This is a genomic window from Pseudomonas sp. HN2 (genome assembly GCF_020736465.1).
Lineage (GTDB): Bacteria > Pseudomonadota > Gammaproteobacteria > Pseudomonadales > Pseudomonadaceae > Aquipseudomonas > Aquipseudomonas moraviensis_A.
Window position 1 is genome coordinate 4,109,720 of the sequence record NZ_CP085885.1, and the last position, 17,857, is coordinate 4,127,576.

Annotated in this window: 16 protein-coding genes, 2 tRNA genes and 2 rRNA genes; 10 read left to right on the forward strand and 10 right to left on the reverse strand. The window is 57.0% G+C overall.

Features of this window, described 5'->3' with window-relative positions:
* Window positions 1-137 precede the first annotated feature (137 nt).
* From LIS66_RS18070 to LIS66_RS18085, 4 genes are all read right to left on the reverse strand, one after another.
* A 23S ribosomal RNA gene (locus tag LIS66_RS18070) occupies window positions 138-3,031 on the reverse strand.
* A gap of 237 nt (window positions 3,032-3,268) precedes the next feature.
* Window positions 3,269-3,344, reverse strand: a tRNA-Ala gene (locus LIS66_RS18075).
* 10 nt (window positions 3,345-3,354) lie between these two features.
* Window positions 3,355-3,431 (reverse strand) — tRNA-Ile (locus LIS66_RS18080).
* 123 nt (window positions 3,432-3,554) lie between these two features.
* Window positions 3,555-5,091 (reverse strand): 16S ribosomal RNA (locus LIS66_RS18085).
* Together the 16S and 23S rRNA genes with 2 tRNA genes alongside form the textbook arrangement of a ribosomal RNA operon.
* Before the next feature lie 666 nt (window positions 5,092-5,757).
* On the opposite strand from LIS66_RS18085, the gene rhtA reads away from it, so the two are divergent.
* Window positions 5,758-6,645, forward strand: coding sequence for a threonine/homoserine exporter RhtA (gene rhtA / locus LIS66_RS18090; RefSeq protein WP_064361587.1), 888 nt, complete (start codon window positions 5,758-5,760; stop codon window positions 6,643-6,645).
* 169 nt (window positions 6,646-6,814) lie between these two features.
* Window positions 6,815-7,096: a hypothetical protein gene (locus LIS66_RS18095; RefSeq protein ID WP_039759777.1), complete on the forward strand. Its 282-nt coding sequence runs from the start codon at window positions 6,815-6,817 to the stop codon at window positions 7,094-7,096.
* Here the strand turns inward: LIS66_RS18095 and LIS66_RS18100 are convergent, their stop codons facing one another.
* Window positions 7,097-7,666: a TetR/AcrR family transcriptional regulator gene (locus tag LIS66_RS18100; protein WP_227972743.1), complete on the reverse strand. Its 570-nt coding sequence runs from the start codon at window positions 7,664-7,666 to the stop codon at window positions 7,097-7,099.
* A 91-nt stretch (window positions 7,667-7,757) separates the two neighbouring features.
* On the opposite strand from LIS66_RS18100, the gene LIS66_RS18105 reads away from it, so the two are divergent.
* On the forward strand, window positions 7,758-8,486 hold the full coding sequence (locus LIS66_RS18105) for an SDR family oxidoreductase (protein ID WP_227972744.1): 729 nt from the start codon (window positions 7,758-7,760) through the stop codon (window positions 8,484-8,486).
* 40 nt (window positions 8,487-8,526) lie between these two features.
* Window positions 8,527-9,123 (forward strand): 2-hydroxychromene-2-carboxylate isomerase, encoded by a 597-nt coding sequence (locus tag LIS66_RS18110; protein WP_227974529.1) that lies wholly within the window; start codon window positions 8,527-8,529, stop codon window positions 9,121-9,123.
* A gap of 43 nt (window positions 9,124-9,166) precedes the next feature.
* Here LIS66_RS18110 and LIS66_RS18115 read toward each other — a convergent pair whose 3' ends face one another.
* From LIS66_RS18115 to LIS66_RS18135, 5 genes are all read right to left on the reverse strand, one after another.
* The gene (locus LIS66_RS18115; RefSeq protein ID WP_227972745.1) at window positions 9,167-10,975 is read right to left on the reverse strand and encodes an aminopeptidase P family protein; all 1,809 of its coding nucleotides are present in this window, start codon (window positions 10,973-10,975) and stop codon (window positions 9,167-9,169) included.
* A 69-nt stretch (window positions 10,976-11,044) separates the two neighbouring features.
* Complete coding sequence (locus LIS66_RS18120) at window positions 11,045-12,211, reverse strand: aminotransferase class V-fold PLP-dependent enzyme (RefSeq protein ID WP_227972746.1); 1,167 nt, start codon at window positions 12,209-12,211, stop codon at window positions 11,045-11,047.
* A 205-nt stretch (window positions 12,212-12,416) separates the two neighbouring features.
* Complete coding sequence (locus LIS66_RS18125) at window positions 12,417-13,031, reverse strand: LysE family translocator (protein ID WP_123419086.1); 615 nt, start codon at window positions 13,029-13,031, stop codon at window positions 12,417-12,419.
* A 101-nt stretch (window positions 13,032-13,132) separates the two neighbouring features.
* Entirely contained in the window at window positions 13,133-13,402 is a 270-nt protein-coding gene (locus tag LIS66_RS18130) for a hypothetical protein (RefSeq protein ID WP_123419085.1), read from the reverse strand.
* A 111-nt stretch (window positions 13,403-13,513) separates the two neighbouring features.
* Complete coding sequence (locus tag LIS66_RS18135; RefSeq protein WP_227972747.1) at window positions 13,514-13,867, reverse strand: antibiotic biosynthesis monooxygenase; 354 nt, start codon at window positions 13,865-13,867, stop codon at window positions 13,514-13,516.
* Window positions 13,868-13,960: 93 nt separating this feature from the next.
* Here LIS66_RS18135 and soxR point away from each other — a divergent pair, with 93 nt between their 5' ends.
* From soxR to LIS66_RS18165, 6 genes are all read left to right on the forward strand, one after another.
* A complete protein-coding gene (soxR, locus tag LIS66_RS18140) occupies window positions 13,961-14,413 on the forward strand; it encodes a redox-sensitive transcriptional activator SoxR (protein WP_042607823.1) in 453 nt (150 codons plus the stop codon).
* Window positions 14,414-14,525: 112 nt separating this feature from the next.
* Window positions 14,526-14,984 carry a VOC family protein gene (locus LIS66_RS18145; protein ID WP_064361581.1) on the forward strand — a complete coding sequence of 153 codons (459 nt, stop codon included), beginning with the start codon at window positions 14,526-14,528 and terminating at the stop codon, window positions 14,982-14,984.
* Between the two features lie 212 nt (window positions 14,985-15,196).
* Entirely contained in the window at window positions 15,197-16,396 is a 1,200-nt protein-coding gene (locus LIS66_RS18150) for a PepSY-associated TM helix domain-containing protein (protein WP_042607825.1), read from the forward strand.
* The gene (locus LIS66_RS18155; protein WP_064361579.1) at window positions 16,393-16,935 is read left to right on the forward strand and encodes a hypothetical protein; all 543 of its coding nucleotides are present in this window, start codon (window positions 16,393-16,395) and stop codon (window positions 16,933-16,935) included. The genes LIS66_RS18150 and LIS66_RS18155 overlap by 4 nt, the downstream gene beginning before the upstream one ends.
* Complete coding sequence (locus LIS66_RS18160) at window positions 16,932-17,273, forward strand: hypothetical protein (RefSeq protein WP_042607827.1); 342 nt, start codon at window positions 16,932-16,934, stop codon at window positions 17,271-17,273. Before LIS66_RS18155 ends, LIS66_RS18160 begins: the two co-directional genes overlap by 4 nt.
* Window positions 17,270-17,845, forward strand: a complete 576-nt coding sequence (locus LIS66_RS18165; RefSeq protein WP_227972748.1) for a DUF6162 family protein — start codon at window positions 17,270-17,272, stop codon at window positions 17,843-17,845. The genes LIS66_RS18160 and LIS66_RS18165 overlap by 4 nt, the downstream gene beginning before the upstream one ends.
* The last annotated feature ends 12 nt before the right edge of the window (window positions 17,846-17,857 follow it).

Here is a 17,857-nt window from a genome sequence, read left to right on the forward strand (position 1 = left end):
TGACCAGAGGGCCTCGCTTCAGCAAATTAGGTATGTGACAGCTGTCGGTGTTTGTGCGCTTCGAACTTTCGGTTCGTTTCGTCTTCACACACCGCAATCTGGTGCCTTCTCAGGTCAGCAAATTGCTTGGGTGTTATATGGTCAAGCCTCACGGGCAATTAGTATTGGTTAGCTCAACGCCTCACAGCGCTTACACACCCAACCTATCAACGTCGTAGTCTTCGACGGCCCTTCAGGGAACTCAAGGTTCCAGTGAGATCTCATCTTGAGGCAAGTTTCCCGCTTAGATGCTTTCAGCGGTTATCTTTCCCGAACATAGCTACCCGGCAATGCCACTGGCGTGACAACCGGAACACCAGAGGTTCGTCCACTCCGGTCCTCTCGTACTAGGAGCAGCCCCTCTCAAATCTCAAACGTCCACGGCAGATAGGGACCGAACTGTCTCACGACGTTCTAAACCCAGCTCGCGTACCACTTTAAATGGCGAACAGCCATACCCTTGGGACCGGCTTCAGCCCCAGGATGTGATGAGCCGACATCGAGGTGCCAAACACCGCCGTCGATATGAACTCTTGGGCGGTATCAGCCTGTTATCCCCGGAGTACCTTTTATCCGTTGAGCGATGGCCCTTCCATACAGAACCACCGGATCACTAAGACCTACTTTCGTACCTGCTCGACGTGTCTGTCTCGCAGTCAAGCGCGCTTTTGCCTTTATACTCTACGACCGATTTCCGACCGGTCTGAGCGCACCTTCGTACTCCTCCGTTACTCTTTAGGAGGAGACCGCCCCAGTCAAACTACCCACCATACACTGTCCTCGATCCGGATAACGGACCTGAGTTAGAACCTCAAAGTTGCCAGGGTGGTATTTCAAGGATGGCTCCACGCGAACTGGCGTCCACGCTTCAAAGCCTCCCACCTATCCTACACAAGCAAATTCAAAGTCCAGTGCAAAGCTATAGTAAAGGTTCACGGGGTCTTTCCGTCTAGCCGCGGATACACTGCATCTTCACAGCGATTTCAATTTCACTGAGTCTCGGGTGGAGACAGCGCCGCCATCGTTACGCCATTCGTGCAGGTCGGAACTTACCCGACAAGGAATTTCGCTACCTTAGGACCGTTATAGTTACGGCCGCCGTTTACCGGGGCTTCGATCAAGAGCTTCGCGTTAGCTAACCCCATCAATTAACCTTCCGGCACCGGGCAGGCGTCACACCCTATACGTCCACTTTCGTGTTTGCAGAGTGCTGTGTTTTTAATAAACAGTCGCAGCGGCCTGGTATCTTCGACCGGCATGAGCTTACGGAGCAAGTCCTTCACCCTCACCGGCGCACCTTCTCCCGAAGTTACGGTGCCATTTTGCCTAGTTCCTTCACCCGAGTTCTCTCAAGCGCCTTGGTATTCTCTACCCAACCACCTGTGTCGGTTTGGGGTACGGTTCCTGGTTACCTGAAGCTTAGAAGCTTTTCTTGGAAGCATGGCATCAACCACTTCGTCACCCAAAGGGTAACTCGTCATCAGCTCTCGGCCTTAAGATCCCGGATTTACCTAAGATCTCAGCCTACCACCTTAAACTTGGACAACCAACGCCAAGCTGGCCTAGCCTTCTCCGTCCCTCCATCGCAATAACCAGAAGTACAGGAATATTAACCTGTTTTCCATCGACTACGCTTTTCAGCCTCGCCTTAGGGACCGACTAACCCTGCGTCGATTAACGTTGCGCAGGAAACCTTGGTCTTTCGGCGTGGGTGTTTTTCACACCCATTGTCGTTACTCATGTCAGCATTCGCACTTCTGATACCTCCAGCAAGCTTCTCAACTCACCTTCACAGGCTTACAGAACGCTCCTCTACCGCATCACCCGAAGGTGATACCCGTAGCTTCGGTGTATGGTTTGAGCCCCGTTACATCTTCCGCGCAGGCCGACTCGACTAGTGAGCTATTACGCTTTCTTTAAAGGGTGGCTGCTTCTAAGCCAACCTCCTAGCTGTCTAAGCCTTCCCACATCGTTTCCCACTTAACCATAACTTTGGGACCTTAGCTGACGGTCTGGGTTGTTTCCCTTTTCACGACGGACGTTAGCACCCGCCGTGTGTCTCCCATGCTCGGCACTTGTAGGTATTCGGAGTTTGCATCGGTTTGGTAAGTCGGGATGACCCCCTAGCCGAAACAGTGCTCTACCCCCTACAGTGATACATGAGGCGCTACCTAAATAGCTTTCGAGGAGAACCAGCTATCTCCGAGCTTGATTAGCCTTTCACTCCGATCCACAGGTCATCCGCTAACTTTTCAACGGTAGTCGGTTCGGTCCTCCAGTCAGTGTTACCTAACCTTCAACCTGCCCATGGATAGATCGCCCGGTTTCGGGTCTATTCCCAGCGACTAGACGCCCTATTAAGACTCGCTTTCGCTACGCCTCCCCTATTCGGTTAAGCTCGCCACTGAAAATAAGTCGCTGACCCATTATACAAAAGGTACGCAGTCACAGAACAAAGTCTGCTCCCACTGCTTGTACGCATACGGTTTCAGGATCTATTTCACTCCCCTCTCCGGGGTTCTTTTCGCCTTTCCCTCACGGTACTAGTTCACTATCGGTCAGTCAGTAGTATTTAGCCTTGGAGGATGGTCCCCCCATATTCAGACAAAGTTTCTCGTGCTCCGTCCTACTCGATTTCATGACTAAGAGATTTTCGCGTACAGGGCTATCACCCACTATGGCCGCACTTTCCAGAGCGTTCCGCTAATCTCAAAGCCACTTAAGGGCTAGTCCCCGTTCGCTCGCCACTACTAAGGGAATCTCGGTTGATTTCTTTTCCTCAGGGTACTTAGATGTTTCAGTTCCCCTGGTTCGCCTCTTGCACCTATGTATTCAGTACAAGATAACCATCTTATGATGGCTGGGTTCCCCCATTCAGACATCTCCGGATCAAAGTCTGTTTGCCGACTCCCCGAAGCTTTTCGCAGGCTACCACGTCTTTCATCGCCTCTGACTGCCAAGGCATCCACCGTATGCGCTTCTTCACTTGACCATATAACCCCAAGCAATCTGATTATACTGTGAAGACGACATTCGCCGAAAATTCGAATTTCTCAACTAAGAGAACTCACAAATTTTACCTTAGCCTGATCCGCTACCAGTGAAAGTAACGTTCAGTCTATCTTTCTATCACATACCCAAATTTTTAAAGAACGATCTAGTCAAAGACTAGAAATCAATATTCACTACGAATATTCATTTCTAAACTCTGTAACGGCGAAGCAGTTTATGGTGGAGCCAAGCGGGATCGAACCGCTGACCTCCTGCGTGCAAGGCAGGCGCTCTCCCAGCTGAGCTATGGCCCCATAACAAAATTGGTGGGTCTGGGCAGATTCGAACTGCCGACCTCACCCTTATCAGGGGTGCGCTCTAACCAACTGAGCTACAGACCCAATTTCGAGCTTGTAACTGTTAGCTCAGAGCTATCAGCTTGGAGCTTAAAGCTGCTTCTATCGTCTTCTTCAATGAATCAAGCAATTCGTGTGGGAGCTCATGCAGCAGCTGATGTCGTCGATTAAGGAGGTGATCCAGCCGCAGGTTCCCCTACGGCTACCTTGTTACGACTTCACCCCAGTCATGAATCACACCGTGGTAACCGTCCCCCCGAAGGTTAGACTAGCTACTTCTGGTGCAACCCACTCCCATGGTGTGACGGGCGGTGTGTACAAGGCCCGGGAACGTATTCACCGCGACATTCTGATTCGCGATTACTAGCGATTCCGACTTCACGCAGTCGAGTTGCAGACTGCGATCCGGACTACGATCGGTTTTACGGGATTAGCTCCACCTCGCGGCTTGGCAACCCTTTGTACCGACCATTGTAGCACGTGTGTAGCCCAGGCCGTAAGGGCCATGATGACTTGACGTCATCCCCACCTTCCTCCGGTTTGTCACCGGCAGTCTCCTTAGAGTGCCCACCATAACGTGCTGGTAACTAAGGACAAGGGTTGCGCTCGTTACGGGACTTAACCCAACATCTCACGACACGAGCTGACGACAGCCATGCAGCACCTGTCTCAATGCTCCCGAAGGCACCAATCCATCTCTGGAAAGTTCATTGGATGTCAAGGCCTGGTAAGGTTCTTCGCGTTGCTTCGAATTAAACCACATGCTCCACCGCTTGTGCGGGCCCCCGTCAATTCATTTGAGTTTTAACCTTGCGGCCGTACTCCCCAGGCGGTCAACTTAATGCGTTAGCTGCGCCACTAAGAACTCAAGGCTCCCAACGGCTAGTTGACATCGTTTACGGCGTGGACTACCAGGGTATCTAATCCTGTTTGCTCCCCACGCTTTCGCACCTCAGTGTCAGTATCAGTCCAGGTGGTCGCCTTCGCCACTGGTGTTCCTTCCTATATCTACGCATTTCACCGCTACACAGGAAATTCCACCACCCTCTACCATACTCTAGCTTGCCAGTTTTGGATGCAGTTCCCAGGTTGAGCCCGGGGCTTTCACATCCAACTTAACAAACCACCTACGCGCGCTTTACGCCCAGTAATTCCGATTAACGCTTGCACCCTCTGTATTACCGCGGCTGCTGGCACAGAGTTAGCCGGTGCTTATTCTGTCGGTAACGTCAAAATTGCAGAGTATTAATCTACAACCCTTCCTCCCAACTTAAAGTGCTTTACAATCCGAAGACCTTCTTCACACACGCGGCATGGCTGGATCAGGCTTTCGCCCATTGTCCAATATTCCCCACTGCTGCCTCCCGTAGGAGTCTGGACCGTGTCTCAGTTCCAGTGTGACTGATCATCCTCTCAGACCAGTTACGGATCGTCGCCTTGGTGAGCCATTACCTCACCAACTAGCTAATCCGACCTAGGCTCATCTGATAGCGCAAGGCCCGAAGGTCCCCTGCTTTCTCCCGTAGGACGTATGCGGTATTAGCGTTCCTTTCGAAACGTTGTCCCCCACTACCAGGCAGATTCCTAGGCATTACTCACCCGTCCGCCGCTGAATCCAGGAGCAAGCTCCTTTCATCCGCTCGACTTGCATGTGTTAGGCCTGCCGCCAGCGTTCAATCTGAGCCATGATCAAACTCTTCAGTTCAAACATCTTTGGGTTTTTAAGAAACCCTAAACTTGGCTCAGCAATCGTTGGTTACATCTTTGATTTCTCGCGGAGTAACTTGTGATGCTGATAATCTTGTTGACTATCAGTCTGACTGCACAAGCACCCACACGAATTGCTTGATTCAGTTGTTAAAGAGCGGTTGGTTAAGATCTTTCGTCTCAACCGAGGCGCGCATTCTACAGCAGCCTCATTTGCTGTCAAGTGATTATTTTCAGAAGTTTTCGAAGAATTCTTCAACAACTTCAACCACTTGCGCTTCCGATCTCTCGTTAGCGGGAGGCGAATTCTACAGCGTTAATCGCTGCTGTCAACACCTCTTTTTCTCCGCTTTCGACCGAGAAGATCGAACCGTTAAAAGAGCCAAACATCACTGCTCTTTCAACTCCTTCCAGGCTTCGATGATCTGAAGCGAGCCGCTGCCGAAAACTGCGTAACTCTTTGAATCTCAAGGAGTTTTCCGTTTCGACTGCGCCGGAAGTGGGGCGAATTATAGACCTCTGGAATCTGCCGTCAACCGTTAATTTCGCTTTTCTTACAAATCAGCAAAAACCTCCTCTATATATAGACGCGCCCCCATCCAATGCGCAATATATTGCCCACTCCCATAACAACACTCTGCTTTTGCCTGGATGCCGCCCTGTAATGAATGACCAACCTCGCTCCCTAGCCTCCATGTTGTTTCCGGTAGGCCTGCTCATGATAGCCATGGCATCCATCCAGTCAGGCGCCTCCCTAGCCAAAAGCATGTTCCCGATTATCGGCGCTCAAGGCACGACCACGCTGCGCTTGATCTTTGCCAGCGTGATCATGCTGCTATTACTCCGGCCATGGCGCGCAAAGCTGACCGCCAAGTCTCTTCGTACCGTGATCGTCTACGGCATGGCACTGGGCGGGATGAACTTCCTCTTCTATATGTCTCTGCGCACGGTGCCGCTGGGCATCGCCGTAGCTCTCGAGTTCACCGGCCCTCTGGCTGTAGCGATATATGCCTCTCGCCGCGCTATCGATTTTCTCTGGATCGCGCTGGCTGCGGCCGGCTTGCTTCTATTGATACCTACTGGGGCAACCACTGCTGGCATTGACCTGGTCGGAGCGGGCTATGCACTGGGAGCCGGGGTTTGCTGGGCGCTGTACATACTGTTCGGGCAGAAGGCCGGCGCTGATAACGGAGTAACTACGGCTGCGTTGGGCGTGATGATCGCCGCGCTGTTCGTAGCGCCGATCGGTATCGTTCATGCCGGCGCTGCGCTGCTGACACCCTCACTGATTCCAGTCGCTATCGGAGTCGCCATTCTGTCCACCGCCCTGCCCTACACCCTGGAAATGGTCGCCCTGACGCGAATGCCCGCGCGCACCTTCGGCACACTCATGAGTATCGAACCCGCGTTCGGCGCGCTATCGGGCCTGCTTTTTCTGCAGGAATACCTTTCATTGTCACAATGGCTGGCCATCCTGTGCATTATTCTGGCCTCCGTGGGCGCAACGATGACCATGGGCAGCGGAGCAAAGCCTGCTGTCGCGGCGGACTGAAGGGTAATGAAAAGTGGCTCTGGTAATTGGCGCTTATTTAGGCCATGTTTAGCTTCGTAACCCATCGCCAGGCATGGATTTTTTCGCAAAGGAACGGCACAACGCTGCAAACGCGAGCGAATACAGGCAGACCCGAGCACAAGACTCGCGGCCGCTATTAAGGATGGTAATGAAACGAATTTTGCTATTGATCGCCCTGCTGGCGATCGCAAGTTGCGCAGCGACCTCGGAAACCCAGGTCAAGCGGGGAAAGAAGGGCCTGCATATCAACTGTTCCGGACTTTCATCCTCATGGGACAAGTGCTACACCAGCGCCGCCAACTCCTGCGCGCCCAAGGGGTACAAGGTGATCGCCAAATCCGGGGATGCCGTGGAAGAACCAGGCGATTATCCGTTCGGCCTGAACCCCGCCGGCTATACCAGCCGCAGCATGATCGTCATCTGCAAATAACTACTCGGCTCGCGGGGAAGCGAGCTGACGCGTGATTTCCTGATGGCTCGAGCGCAACACCGTTCGCTGCATGTCCGGTGTTGCCAGCATCCGCGCGACCACCAGCGCACCCACGCATTGCGCAAGCACCGACCAGGCCAGGCTCTCGCTTTCCAGTATCTCAGCCCAACTTTGCTGGAGACGGCAGATCCATTCTTCCGCCTGCTCACGCACCTGCACATCGGCACGGGCGATCTCTGCACCCAATGTCGGCAGCGCGCAGCCGGACTCGGGTTGCTCGACGTGGGCCATGCTCAGGTACTGCTTCAGACAACGCTCCAGCCGCTGCCGATCTGCGCCGCCCTGCCCACCAAGGCGCTCAAGACTCTCACTCAGCTCTCGCTCGACAATGGCAGCAAACAACCCATCCTTTGAGGAAAAGTGACTGTAGAACGCTGCGCCACTCAAACCGATAGCCTTCATCAGACCATCCACGCCCACCGTGGAAAACCCCGATTTCTTTGCCGAGAGCGCGCTGCTTTGCAGCAATCTTTCGCGGGTTTCCGATTTGTGGCCTGCCGAATAACGCATGTCCTCTCCTGAAATGGTTCGCCTTGACGCTGCCCGAATCCTAGCATAACGTTCGTTAACTAAACGATCGTTAACCTAAAGGGATTCACCCATGAATAACAAGAAGGTCGTATTGGTTGTCGGTGCGGGCGATGCCACTGGCGGCGCGATTGCCAAGCGTTTTGCCAAGGAAGGTTTCACTGCCTGCGTGACCCGGCGCAGCGCCGAAAAACTGCAGCCATTGGTCGACGCCATAGTCGCTGAAGGCGGTGAGGCTCATGGGTTCGCTTGCGATGCGCGCAAGGAAGAAGACGTCATCGCGCTGATCGAAGACATCGAGACACGCGTCGGTCCGATCGAGGCCTTTGTCTTCAACATCGGAGCCAACGTGCCGTGCAGCATTCTCGAAGAAACCGCGCGCAAGTATTTCAAGATCTGGGAGATGGCCTGTTTCTCCGGGTTTCTCAATGCCCGTGAAGTGGCCAAGCGCATGGTGACCCGGCAGCGCGGCACGATTCTGTTTACCGGTGCCACCGCCGGACTGCGCGGCGCTTCCGGATTCGCCGCTTTCGCTGGCGCCAAACACGGTATCCGCGCACTGGCCCAAAGCATGGCCAGGGAACTGGGACCGATGAACATCCATGTCGCCCATGTCGTAGTGGACGGTGCGATCGACACCGACTTCATCCGCAACAGCTTTCCCGAAAAATACGCGACCAAGGATCAGGACGGCATTCTCGACCCGGAGCACATCGCCGAAAACTACTGGTATCTGCACCGTCAGCCACGGGATGCATGGACCTTCGAGCTGGACCTGCGCCCATGGAACGAGCGCTGGTAAGCCCTCCCCCTCATCACAACAATAAGAGCGCGACTTGATCATGACGAAAACCGTGGAATTCTATTTCGACCTCGGCAGCCCCACCACCTATCTGGCGCACACCCAGCTGCCGAACATTTGCGCCGAAACCCGCAGCGAACTGATCTACATCCCGATGCTGTTGGGTGGCGTATTCAAAGCCACCGGCAATGCCTCGCCGGCGGTGATTCCGGCCAAGGGTCGTTACATGTTTCAGGACCTCGACCGTTTCGCCAAACGCTACGGCGTACAGCTCAGGTTCAATCCGCACTTTCCGATCAATACGCTGATATTGATGCGCGCCGTCACTGGCATGCAGTTGCATCAGCCGCAGCGTTTCGCCGACTTCGTCGATTGCCTGTTCAAGGCACTTTGGGTGGAAGGCCGTAACCTTAACGATCCGCAAACCATCGCAGGGGTGCTGACTGAAAACGGCTTCGATACCCAGGAAATAATGGCGTTGACCAACGATGAATCAGTCAAGGCCGCACTCAAGGAAAACACCGAAAGAGCCATCAAGCGCGGCGTTTTCGGTGCTCCAAGCATGTTCATTGGCGATCAGATGTTCTTCGGTCAGGATCGACTCGACTTCGTAGAAGAGGCATTGCGCAAGGATTGAAGCCAAGCCCAAGGCACCGCGGGCAGTGCCTTGGGTACATCGATCAAATTGCCACAGTGCGCTCGTTCAGCCAGCCCAGCGCCGCACCCTCCAGCAATGGGCTCAAACGCTCGCGCACTTCACTGTGATAAGCATTGAGCCAGTGCTTTTCTTCCTGGGTCAGCAGATCCGCAATCAGGCAACGGGTATCGATCGGGCACAACGTCAGGGTTTCGAACTTGAGGAAATCGCCGAATTCGCTGGTGCCGGCCTCGCGGTTCATCGCCAGGTTCTCGATGCGCACACCCCAACGGCCTGGACGATAAGTACCGGGTTCGATCGATGTGATCATTCCCGGTTGCATCGCCGTTTGCGGCGCCGGCGCGGCCTGATAGGCGATCACCTGCGGACCTTCGTGAACGTTGAGGAAATAGCCCACGCCGTGACCGGTGCCGTGACCGTAATCGACGTTTTCAGCCCAGATCGGCGCACGGGCGATGGCGTCGAGCAGCGGCGACAGAATGCCTTTCGGGAAGCGTGCCCGTGACAGGGCAATCACGCCTTTCAACACACGCGTGCAATCCTGCTTCTGCTCTTGGGTCGGCGTTCCCACCGGGACCATGCGGGTGATGTCGGTCGTACCGCCGAGGTATTGGCCACCGGAATCGATAAGCAACAGACCATCACCCTCGATCACCGCATGCTCCTCTTCGGTAGCGTGATAATGCGGCATCGCGCCGTTGGCATTGAACGCGGCAATGGTGTTGAAACTCAGCGAAACATAATCGGGGCGACGTTCACGAGCGGCGGTGAGTTTCTCGTCAATGGTCAGCTCGGTGATGCGCTCGCGACCCCACGCCGATTCCAGCCAGGCGAAGAATTCGCACAACGCCGCGCCATCCTGCTCCATCGCTTTGCGGATGTGCTGAGCGTCGGCTTCGCTTTTCTGCGATTTGGCCAGCGTGGTCGGGTTCAGGCCTTCGACCAGTTTCACGCCACTGTCCAGGTGATCCAGCAAACCTGTGGTCACTCGCGCCGGATCGACCAGCAGGCTCGCGCCACTCGGCACAGCACGCAATGCATCGGCCACTTCGCTGTAGTCACGCAGCGTCACGCCATCCTGTTCGAGCACGCCGCGCAGATCGGCATCGACCTTGCTCAGGGCGACGAATAACGTCGCCTGTTGCTGATTGATCAAGGCGAACGAAACAAACACTGGATTGAACGAGACATCACCACCGCGCAGGTTGAACAGCCAGGCGATGTCATCCAGGGTGGCGATGAAATGCCAATCGGCCCCACGCTCTTGCAAGGACTCGCGCAGCTTCGCGAGTTTCTCACCGCGGCTGACAGTCGCTTGCGGCGGCAGATGCTGATAGACCGGCGCGTCGGGGAGGCTCGGGCGATCGCGCCAGACTTCCTGCAACAGGTCGATATCGGTGCGCAGACGAGCGCCGCGTGCTTCGAGCTTGCTGCTCAGTGTGCGCGCCGACGCCACTGCCATCACCGCACCATCGACCGCCACCACGCCGCCCTCTGGGGTTTGCTCGGCCAGCCAGTCCAGCGGGCTCGGCTGCCCCGGTTGCAGCTTGACCAGTTCGATGCCGCTGCCGTCGAGTTCCTTGGTCGCCTGTTCCCAGTAACGACTGTCGGCCCACACGCCAGCGAAATCAGTAGTGACAATCAGCGTACCGACCGAACCGTGGAAACCCGACAGCCATTGCCGGCCCTGCCAGTAACCCGGCAAATATTCCGACAGATGCGGGTCGGCGGACGGCACGAGCAGCGCATGGATGCCTTCGCGGCGCATCAGTTCACGGGTATGCGCCAGGCGCTGAGGCACCGATCCTTCGGTCAAGGTGTGGGAACTCATCATGTCTCCTGCTAATCGCGTCATCGTTATTGTTCGTAGCCTTCACGGCCATGGAAAGCGTCGGCTGTTTTAAAGCCCTGTCGCCCAGAATGCCGGGGCACTGGCGCAGGCGGTTCTGATCAGTTCGACGGCCTTGTCGACATCCTCGGCGGTGGTAAACCGCCCGAGGCTCAAGCGAATGGTGCGCCCCGCCAGCCGCGCATCGTGGCCGAGCGCGAGCAGCACGTGGGACGGCGCGTTGCTTGCGGAATTACACGCCGACGTCGCGGAAAACGCGATCGAATGGCTCAACGCAGCACTGTTGAACTCGCCCTCGCTGAAGGTCAGGCTCAGGGTGTGCGGAATACGTTGCGAGGCACTGCCATTGAGGCGCACGCCAGGCAAACTCAAAAGCTGTTCGAGCAAACGTTCGCGCAAAGCGACGATGGCTTTTTTCTCTTCATCGAATGCGTCGGCGGCCAGAGCGAATGCTGCGCCCATACCAGCAATCTGATGAGTCGCCAGGGTTCCGGAGCGCAAGCCGCCTTCGTGACCGCCGCCATGGATCTGCGCCTGCAAGCGTTGCTGCGCGTGCGGACCGACATACAAGGCGCCGATGCCCTTGGGGCCGTAGAGTTTGTGTGCGGAAAACGACATCAGGTCAACCGCCAGGCGGCTCAGATCGATCGCGACTTTGCCAGCGCCCTGCGCGGCGTCGACATGGAATAGCGCCTGCCGACTGCGCACCACCTCACCAATCGCCTCGACATCGTTGACCGTGCCCAGCTCGTTGTTGACCAGCATCAGCGACACCAGAAACGTGTCGTCGCGCATCGCTTCACTGACCGCTTGCGGTGTGATCAAGCCTTCAGCGTCCGGCACCAGATAAGTCACGGCAATGCCCGAATCCTGCAATTGTCGGGCGGTGTCGAGAATGGCCTTGTGTTCGATCTGGCTGGTAATGATGTGCCCGCCGGAAACGCCACGGGCCTGGGCGACGCCTTTGAGGGCGAGATTGTTGGATTCGGTGGCACCGGAGGTCCAGACGATCTGCTCAGGCTGCGCGCCGACCAGATCGGCGACTTGCCGACGTGCCTGCTCGACCGTCTGCCGGGCCTGCTGGCCGAAGGCGTGGGAGCTGGAAGCCGGGTTACCGAAGTTACCGTGAAAACCCAGACATTCGGTCATCACCCTGATGACCCGCTCGTCCACCGGGGTGGTGGCGGCGTAATCGAGATACAACGGACGTGTGTTCATAAAGGACTCGCAGAGCGTGTTCCGGGATCAGGAGGCTCGTGTCTGCAAACGACGGTGCACAGCCTCGTGAGCTGTGCATGGGTTCGAGAGCGTCATCAATACCTGATCGGATGCCGTTAAAGAAGTAGGGCTTCATTTAAAAGTGCGTAGGAACGCTCCTGAAACCGAGCTTAACAGGCATCGGGCCGGCGATTGAAGCAATGCGTCAGTGAAAGCTTTCGAGAAGTAACGGATACAGCGAAATTACCAGTAGCGCCGCCATGCCCCAATTGAACACACGCAACCACCGCGGATCCTTGAGTACATTGCGCAGCAGCGTGCCGCACGCGGCCCACAGGCCAACACTTGGAAGGTTGATGATGGCGAATACCGCCGCGATGACCACCACATTGTAGAAATAGCCCTGCATCGGCGTGTACGTGCTGATCGCACCGATGGCCATGATCCACGCCTTGGGATTGACCCACTGAAACGCGGCGGCGCCCAGATAGCTGATCGGTTTCGCCTCGCCGTCGGCACCGTCGCCGACCGGGCCGGAGTGGGCGATCTTCCACGCCAGGTAGAGCAAATAGGCGGCGCCGACATAACGCAGCACCGTATAAAGAATCGGGTAGGCCTGAAACACCGCGCCCAGGCCGAAGCCCACCGCCACCACTAACAGGAAGAAGCCGCAGCTGATGCCGAGCATGTGCGGAATGGTGCGGTTGAAGCCGAAATTCACTCCGGATGCCAACAACATGGTGTTGTTCGGCCCCGGTGTGATCGAGGTGACAAGGGCAAACAGGGCAAAGCCCAACAGCAGATCAAGCGAGAGGTTCATCGAGGCAGTCCATCCAGGGTCATTCAGGTGTTGACCCTATCCCACGGCGTCCGGCAAACCCACGGACAGTTAGGGAAAACTTCAAGCAGTACAGTTTGCTTTCAGCTAGGACGTCCGTGCAGCTGTACGGCACGCTCGGCGCTCATCTCACCCTGCTGGTCAAAACCGAAAGTCTTCTGCGGCTGGCCGAGCAACTGGGCTTTTTTTGCGTGGTATTCGTCGAACGACAGGCCGCTGCGGTTCAGCGCCTCCAGTGCCAGTTCGCGGGATTCTTCAGCGGTGTAAGGGCGCAGCTCTGGCGAAACGTGGCCGGCACAGCCAGCGAGTACGGAAACAGCGAGCATCAGCGAAACAGTCAGTAAACGGTTCATGGGGGCGTCCTGGCGAGCAATGTGGGGTCGATGGAGAAAGGCTACGCCCAGGCACGCTCGCGCAGAAATCAACGCTCTCAATAGTGGCTATCAGGTTTGCGCTAATCCTGGCTAACCCGGCAGACGGCAATGCAGCGCATCGTCGTGGCTGCGGGCAATGCTGCTGCGTACCTGGAAGGAATTGAAGGTCACGGTTTTCGCGCGATGAGTGCGGATCAGTTGCCAGAAATCCTGCTCACCGTTTTCGAAACTGTGAAATGCCGCCTCCCCCGCCTCGCGGCTTTGCCATTGCAGAAAGCTCAACACGCGGCGGCCGTCGTCGCTGGCCTGCACGCTGGCACTGAGAAAACCGTCGTAACGCTGAGCCAGACGCTCGGTTTGCATCGCCAATGCCGAAACCAGCGCGACTTGCTGACGCGGTTCGATCTCGAATTCGATCAATTGGGTAAAGCTGCGATTGCTCATGGAAAGCCCCCACTCATCTTGAAGCGAGCCTTGCGACCCGAAGAGCTGCAGGGTAAAACCTCTAGTTAAGTCAAGGTCAAGAGCATTTTCCCCATGATCAGCAAAGACCAGGTGCATAAACCTCTTACCGTCGGCGAAGTTGCCGCGCGCAGTGGCGTCGCGGTCACCGCGCTGCATTTTTACGAAGCCAAAGGTTTGATCAAAAGTGAACGCAACGCCGGTAACCAGCGCCGCTATCCCCGTGCCGTGTTGCGCCGGGTAGCATTGATCAAAGTCGCGCAACGACTAGGGATACCGCTGGCGGAGATCGGCGAAGCGCTGAAGATCCTGCCGCAGGATCGCGCGCCATCGGCGGCGGACTGGAAAATGCTGTCTGAACAATGGCAGCGCGAACTCGACGAACGAATCAGGCAACTGACGCTAATGCGCGATCAGCTCACCGGTTGCATCGGCTGCGGCTGTCTGTCGATGGAGGCGTGTCCATTGCGCAATAAGGGTGACGTGCTCGGTGACCGAGGCCCAGGCCCGCACTTTCGCGATGCGTGATGCGCGCTGCTCGTCGGCAGAAAACCTGCGCTGCGAGGACGGTTCTATAGTAATTGCTCCGGACAAATCCGGAGCAACCCCATCTGTTGAAAACAAAAACAGGGAGAACGTCATGAGCGTCAAACCCATTCCTGAGGGGTATCACAGCATTACCCCGTATCTCGGCATCCAACAGGCCGCCGAGGCCATCGATTTCTACAAGAAAGCCTTCAATGCCAGCGAAGTCATGCGTCTGACCATGCCCGACGGCAATATCGGCCACGCCGAACTGCGCATCGGTGACAGCGCGATCATGCTCGGCACACCTTGCGACCAAGGGCCGTTGAGCAATCCGCAGCAGGCGGTTTCGATCGGTTTGCACCTGTACGTGCCCGATGTCGATCAGGCCTTTCAACAAGCACTGGATGCCGGCGCGCAAAGCGTCTCCGAGGTCAAAGACCAGTTCTACGGCGACCGCAGCGGGACTTTGAGAGATCCGTTCGGCCATTTATGGTTTCTCGCCACCCACAAGGAAGACCTGAGCGAAGAGCAGATTCGCCAACGAGCGATGGAAATGTTCAACCAAAACTAAAGCCTTGTTGCCGGAACCGACCGACAAAACGCTGTGCCGATGTAACTGCGAAACATTTGCTTTCATATCCGCTTTCGGGATTTTCTTCGCTCATACGTCTTATAGGAATGCAGGCCGTTCGCGTAGGCAAAAGCCACGAACGGCCTCCCGGGGAGTTCCGTGCTGCGAAGCCCGTAGCCCGGCCCCTTCCACCGCTATCAAGACGCGCAATCATGTCGAAGAAATCCCGTTCCAAACTGTGGTTCCTGGTGCATAGCTGGCTGGCGTTGCCGATCTGGTTCTTTGTGCTGATCGTCTGTGTCACCGGCACGCTGGCGGTGGTCAGTCAGGAAATCGTCTGGCTGGCCAACCCGCAAATGCGCGCCAGCCAGCCGTCGGACGACGCGCCGCGCCTGAGCTACGACCAGATTCTTGCCGCGATCAAACAAGCCGAGCCGCAAACCCTGGTGCAGAGCATCAACCGCCCGGACGAGTCGCACTTTGCCCTCGACGTCGAAGTCAGCTACCCCGACGGGCGTTCGTTGACGGTCTATGTCAATCCGTACACCGGCGTCATTCAGGGCACTGCGCCGGCCTTCGATTTCAAGGCCTTCACCCGCGCCCTGCACGGCTGGTGGCTGGTGCCGTTCACCAATGGCTACAGCTGGGGCTGGTATCTGGTGTCATTGCTCGGCGTGCCGATGCTGGTTTCGCTGATTACCGGGCTGGTGGTCTACAAGCGCTTCTGGAAAGGTTTTCTGCGCCCGACCCTACGCGTACGCCATGGCGCGCGGATCTTTTGGGGCGATTTCCATCGCCTGTGCGGCATCTGGTCGATCTGGTTCATTGCGGTGATTTCCATCACCGGCATCTGGTTCCTGATCAAGGCATTCCTGTTCGATAACCAGATTTCCATTTCCAGCGAACCGATCATTCCGGCGATGTCCCGGGAAAGCGTGCCGATCTCCGCCGCCGGCACTCCGCCACCGCGGATCAGTCTGGACCGCGCCATCGAAATCGCCCAGCAGAAAATTCCGGGGCTGGAAGCCAGCTACGTCAACCTGCCGGGCAATGCCTACTCGCACATGAGCGTCAGCGGTCGCGGCTGGTATCCGCTGATGTACCAGACCGCGACACTCAACCCATACAACGGCGAAATGGCCTCATCACGCTTGCTGTCCGACCGGTCCTCGCTGGAATTCGTCACCGAATCCATGCGCCCGCTGCACACCGGTGACTTCGGTGGGATCTGGATCAAATTGATCTGGTTCTTCTTCGGTCTGTTGCTGAGCATGATGATCCTCAGCGGCCTGCTGATCTGGACCAAACGTACCGCGCTGGCCACCGCCAATGCACTGAAGCGCGAGGACAAGAAAAACCGCGTCACCGCCCAACCAGCGATGCGCCGTGAACCTTCGGAGGCCAGCCTGTGAACAAAGCCATCTCGGTCACACCGCCGTCTCGCCTGTCGCGTTTCTGGCACAAGTGGCGCTTCCACATCAATGTTCTGTTGTTGCTGATCCCTTTGGGGTTCATGCCGAAATACTTTGCCGATGCCTCGCTTTTTCGCGGCGACAGTGGCTTGGGCCAACGGGAAATAGGCACCGTTCAGGTCGGCCCGTGGAGCCTGCGCCTGGCCGAGCTGCGCGAAGAAGCGCCGCACCTGAGCGGCCCGGCTGGCTATATGAAGGATTTCACTGCTGCCGTCTGCGATACCTGCGTCGAACAGGTCAAGGCCACTTACCTGCGCATCGGCAAACCGCGCAGCCTGCGTGCCGCCGGCACGATCTTCTTCGGCACCCCTTACCGCATGGGCACGCAGATGCCGATCCCGGCGAAAACCAAACCTGACGCCGAGCTGTGGATCACCATGGAAGGCTGGGACGGCAGCATGCACCAGGCCGCGATTCCCCTGAGCCAAGCCTCCCCCGCCACCGTTGCCTGGCTGAACAAACAAGGAGCCAAACCATGACTCGCTCGCCACTCCACCCGCGCTTGCTGGCAAGTGCCGCGCTGCTGGTCCTGAGCGCCGGTTTCAGTGCCGGCGCTCTGGCGCACAACCCGATGTGCGAATGCAAAGCCATCGATGCCGAACAGATCAAATGCACCGGCGGTTTCTCCGATGGGAGCGGCGCGCCGGGCGTGACCCTCGACGTGATCGGCTACGACGAAACCATTCTGGTGCCCGGCAAACTGGGTCAAGACTCGACGCTGACATTCAAGAAACCCGGTAGTGAGTTTTATGTCCTGTTCGACGCCGGCCCCGGCCATGTAGTGGAAATCGACCAGGCGGATATCGAAGCCCCATGAGTACCCCGACAACTCAAGTGGTACGCCCGGCGGGTGCCGGCCATGAAACCCTCAACGTGCTGCTGTTGTGTCTGTTGATCCTCGCGGTCGCCGGTTCGGTGGTGGCGTGGCGCGGGGTTTCCCATGAGCCGGAGCCCGTCGCGAGCAACCAGTACGACGCCCGCCGCGACCTCAGCGCCGCCGAGCAAGGCATCTATGCCGACCTGCGGGTGACCCTCGACGAAATCCGCTTGCTGCGCGAAGAGCAAAAAACCCTGCCGACCCCACAGGTGCTGGCCGAAGAGGGTTTCGCGCCGTTCGCACAGGATGCCAGTTCGGTCAGCCGTGGCGGTCATGCATGGCAGATGCTCGCCGACCGCGCCTACTTCGGTCGCAGCGCGACGCCTGATGTCGCCGGGTCATTTCTGATGCGTGTCGGTGCCGATGCCAACGCTGCGCCGGACATCTGGCTGAACCGCAGCGCCGACCTCGCGCCAGCGGAGGATCTGTCCGATGCCGCGCTGTCCGCCGCTGGCTGGAAACAGATCGTCGCGCAATTCGATGCCGGGGTTACCCGCGAACATCGCCATTGATTCCTCGCCTTC

Bases quoted from the DNA above. Each gene is read 5' to 3' on its own strand.
- LIS66_RS18150 (WP_042607825.1), top strand. From the start codon at position 15,197: ATGTCGAAGAAATCCCGTTCCAAACTGTGGTTCCTGGTGCATAGCTGG.
- rhtA (WP_064361587.1), top strand. From the start codon at position 5,758: ATGAATGACCAACCTCGCTCCCTAGCCTCCATGTTGTTTCCGGTAGGC.
- LIS66_RS18115 (WP_227972745.1), bottom strand. From the start codon at position 10,975: ATGAGTTCCCACACCTTGACCGAAGGATCGGTGCCTCAGCGCCTGGCG.
- LIS66_RS18095 (WP_039759777.1), top strand. From the start codon at position 6,815: ATGAAACGAATTTTGCTATTGATCGCCCTGCTGGCGATCGCAAGTTGC.
- LIS66_RS18160 (WP_042607827.1), top strand. From the start codon at position 16,932: ATGACTCGCTCGCCACTCCACCCGCGCTTGCTGGCAAGTGCCGCGCTG.
- LIS66_RS18100 (WP_227972743.1), bottom strand. From the start codon at position 7,666: ATGCGTTATTCGGCAGGCCACAAATCGGAAACCCGCGAAAGATTGCTG.
- soxR (WP_042607823.1), top strand. From the start codon at position 13,961: ATGATCAGCAAAGACCAGGTGCATAAACCTCTTACCGTCGGCGAAGTT.
- LIS66_RS18130 (WP_123419085.1), bottom strand. From the start codon at position 13,402: ATGAACCGTTTACTGACTGTTTCGCTGATGCTCGCTGTTTCCGTACTC.
- LIS66_RS18105 (WP_227972744.1), top strand. From the start codon at position 7,758: ATGAATAACAAGAAGGTCGTATTGGTTGTCGGTGCGGGCGATGCCACT.
- LIS66_RS18120 (WP_227972746.1), bottom strand. From the start codon at position 12,211: ATGAACACACGTCCGTTGTATCTCGATTACGCCGCCACCACCCCGGTG.
- LIS66_RS18110 (WP_227974529.1), top strand. From the start codon at position 8,527: ATGACGAAAACCGTGGAATTCTATTTCGACCTCGGCAGCCCCACCACC.
- LIS66_RS18135 (WP_227972747.1), bottom strand. From the start codon at position 13,867: ATGAGCAATCGCAGCTTTACCCAATTGATCGAATTCGAGATCGAACCG.
- LIS66_RS18165 (WP_227972748.1), top strand. From the start codon at position 17,270: ATGAGTACCCCGACAACTCAAGTGGTACGCCCGGCGGGTGCCGGCCAT.
- LIS66_RS18125 (WP_123419086.1), bottom strand. From the start codon at position 13,031: ATGAACCTCTCGCTTGATCTGCTGTTGGGCTTTGCCCTGTTTGCCCTT.
- LIS66_RS18145 (WP_064361581.1), top strand. From the start codon at position 14,526: ATGAGCGTCAAACCCATTCCTGAGGGGTATCACAGCATTACCCCGTAT.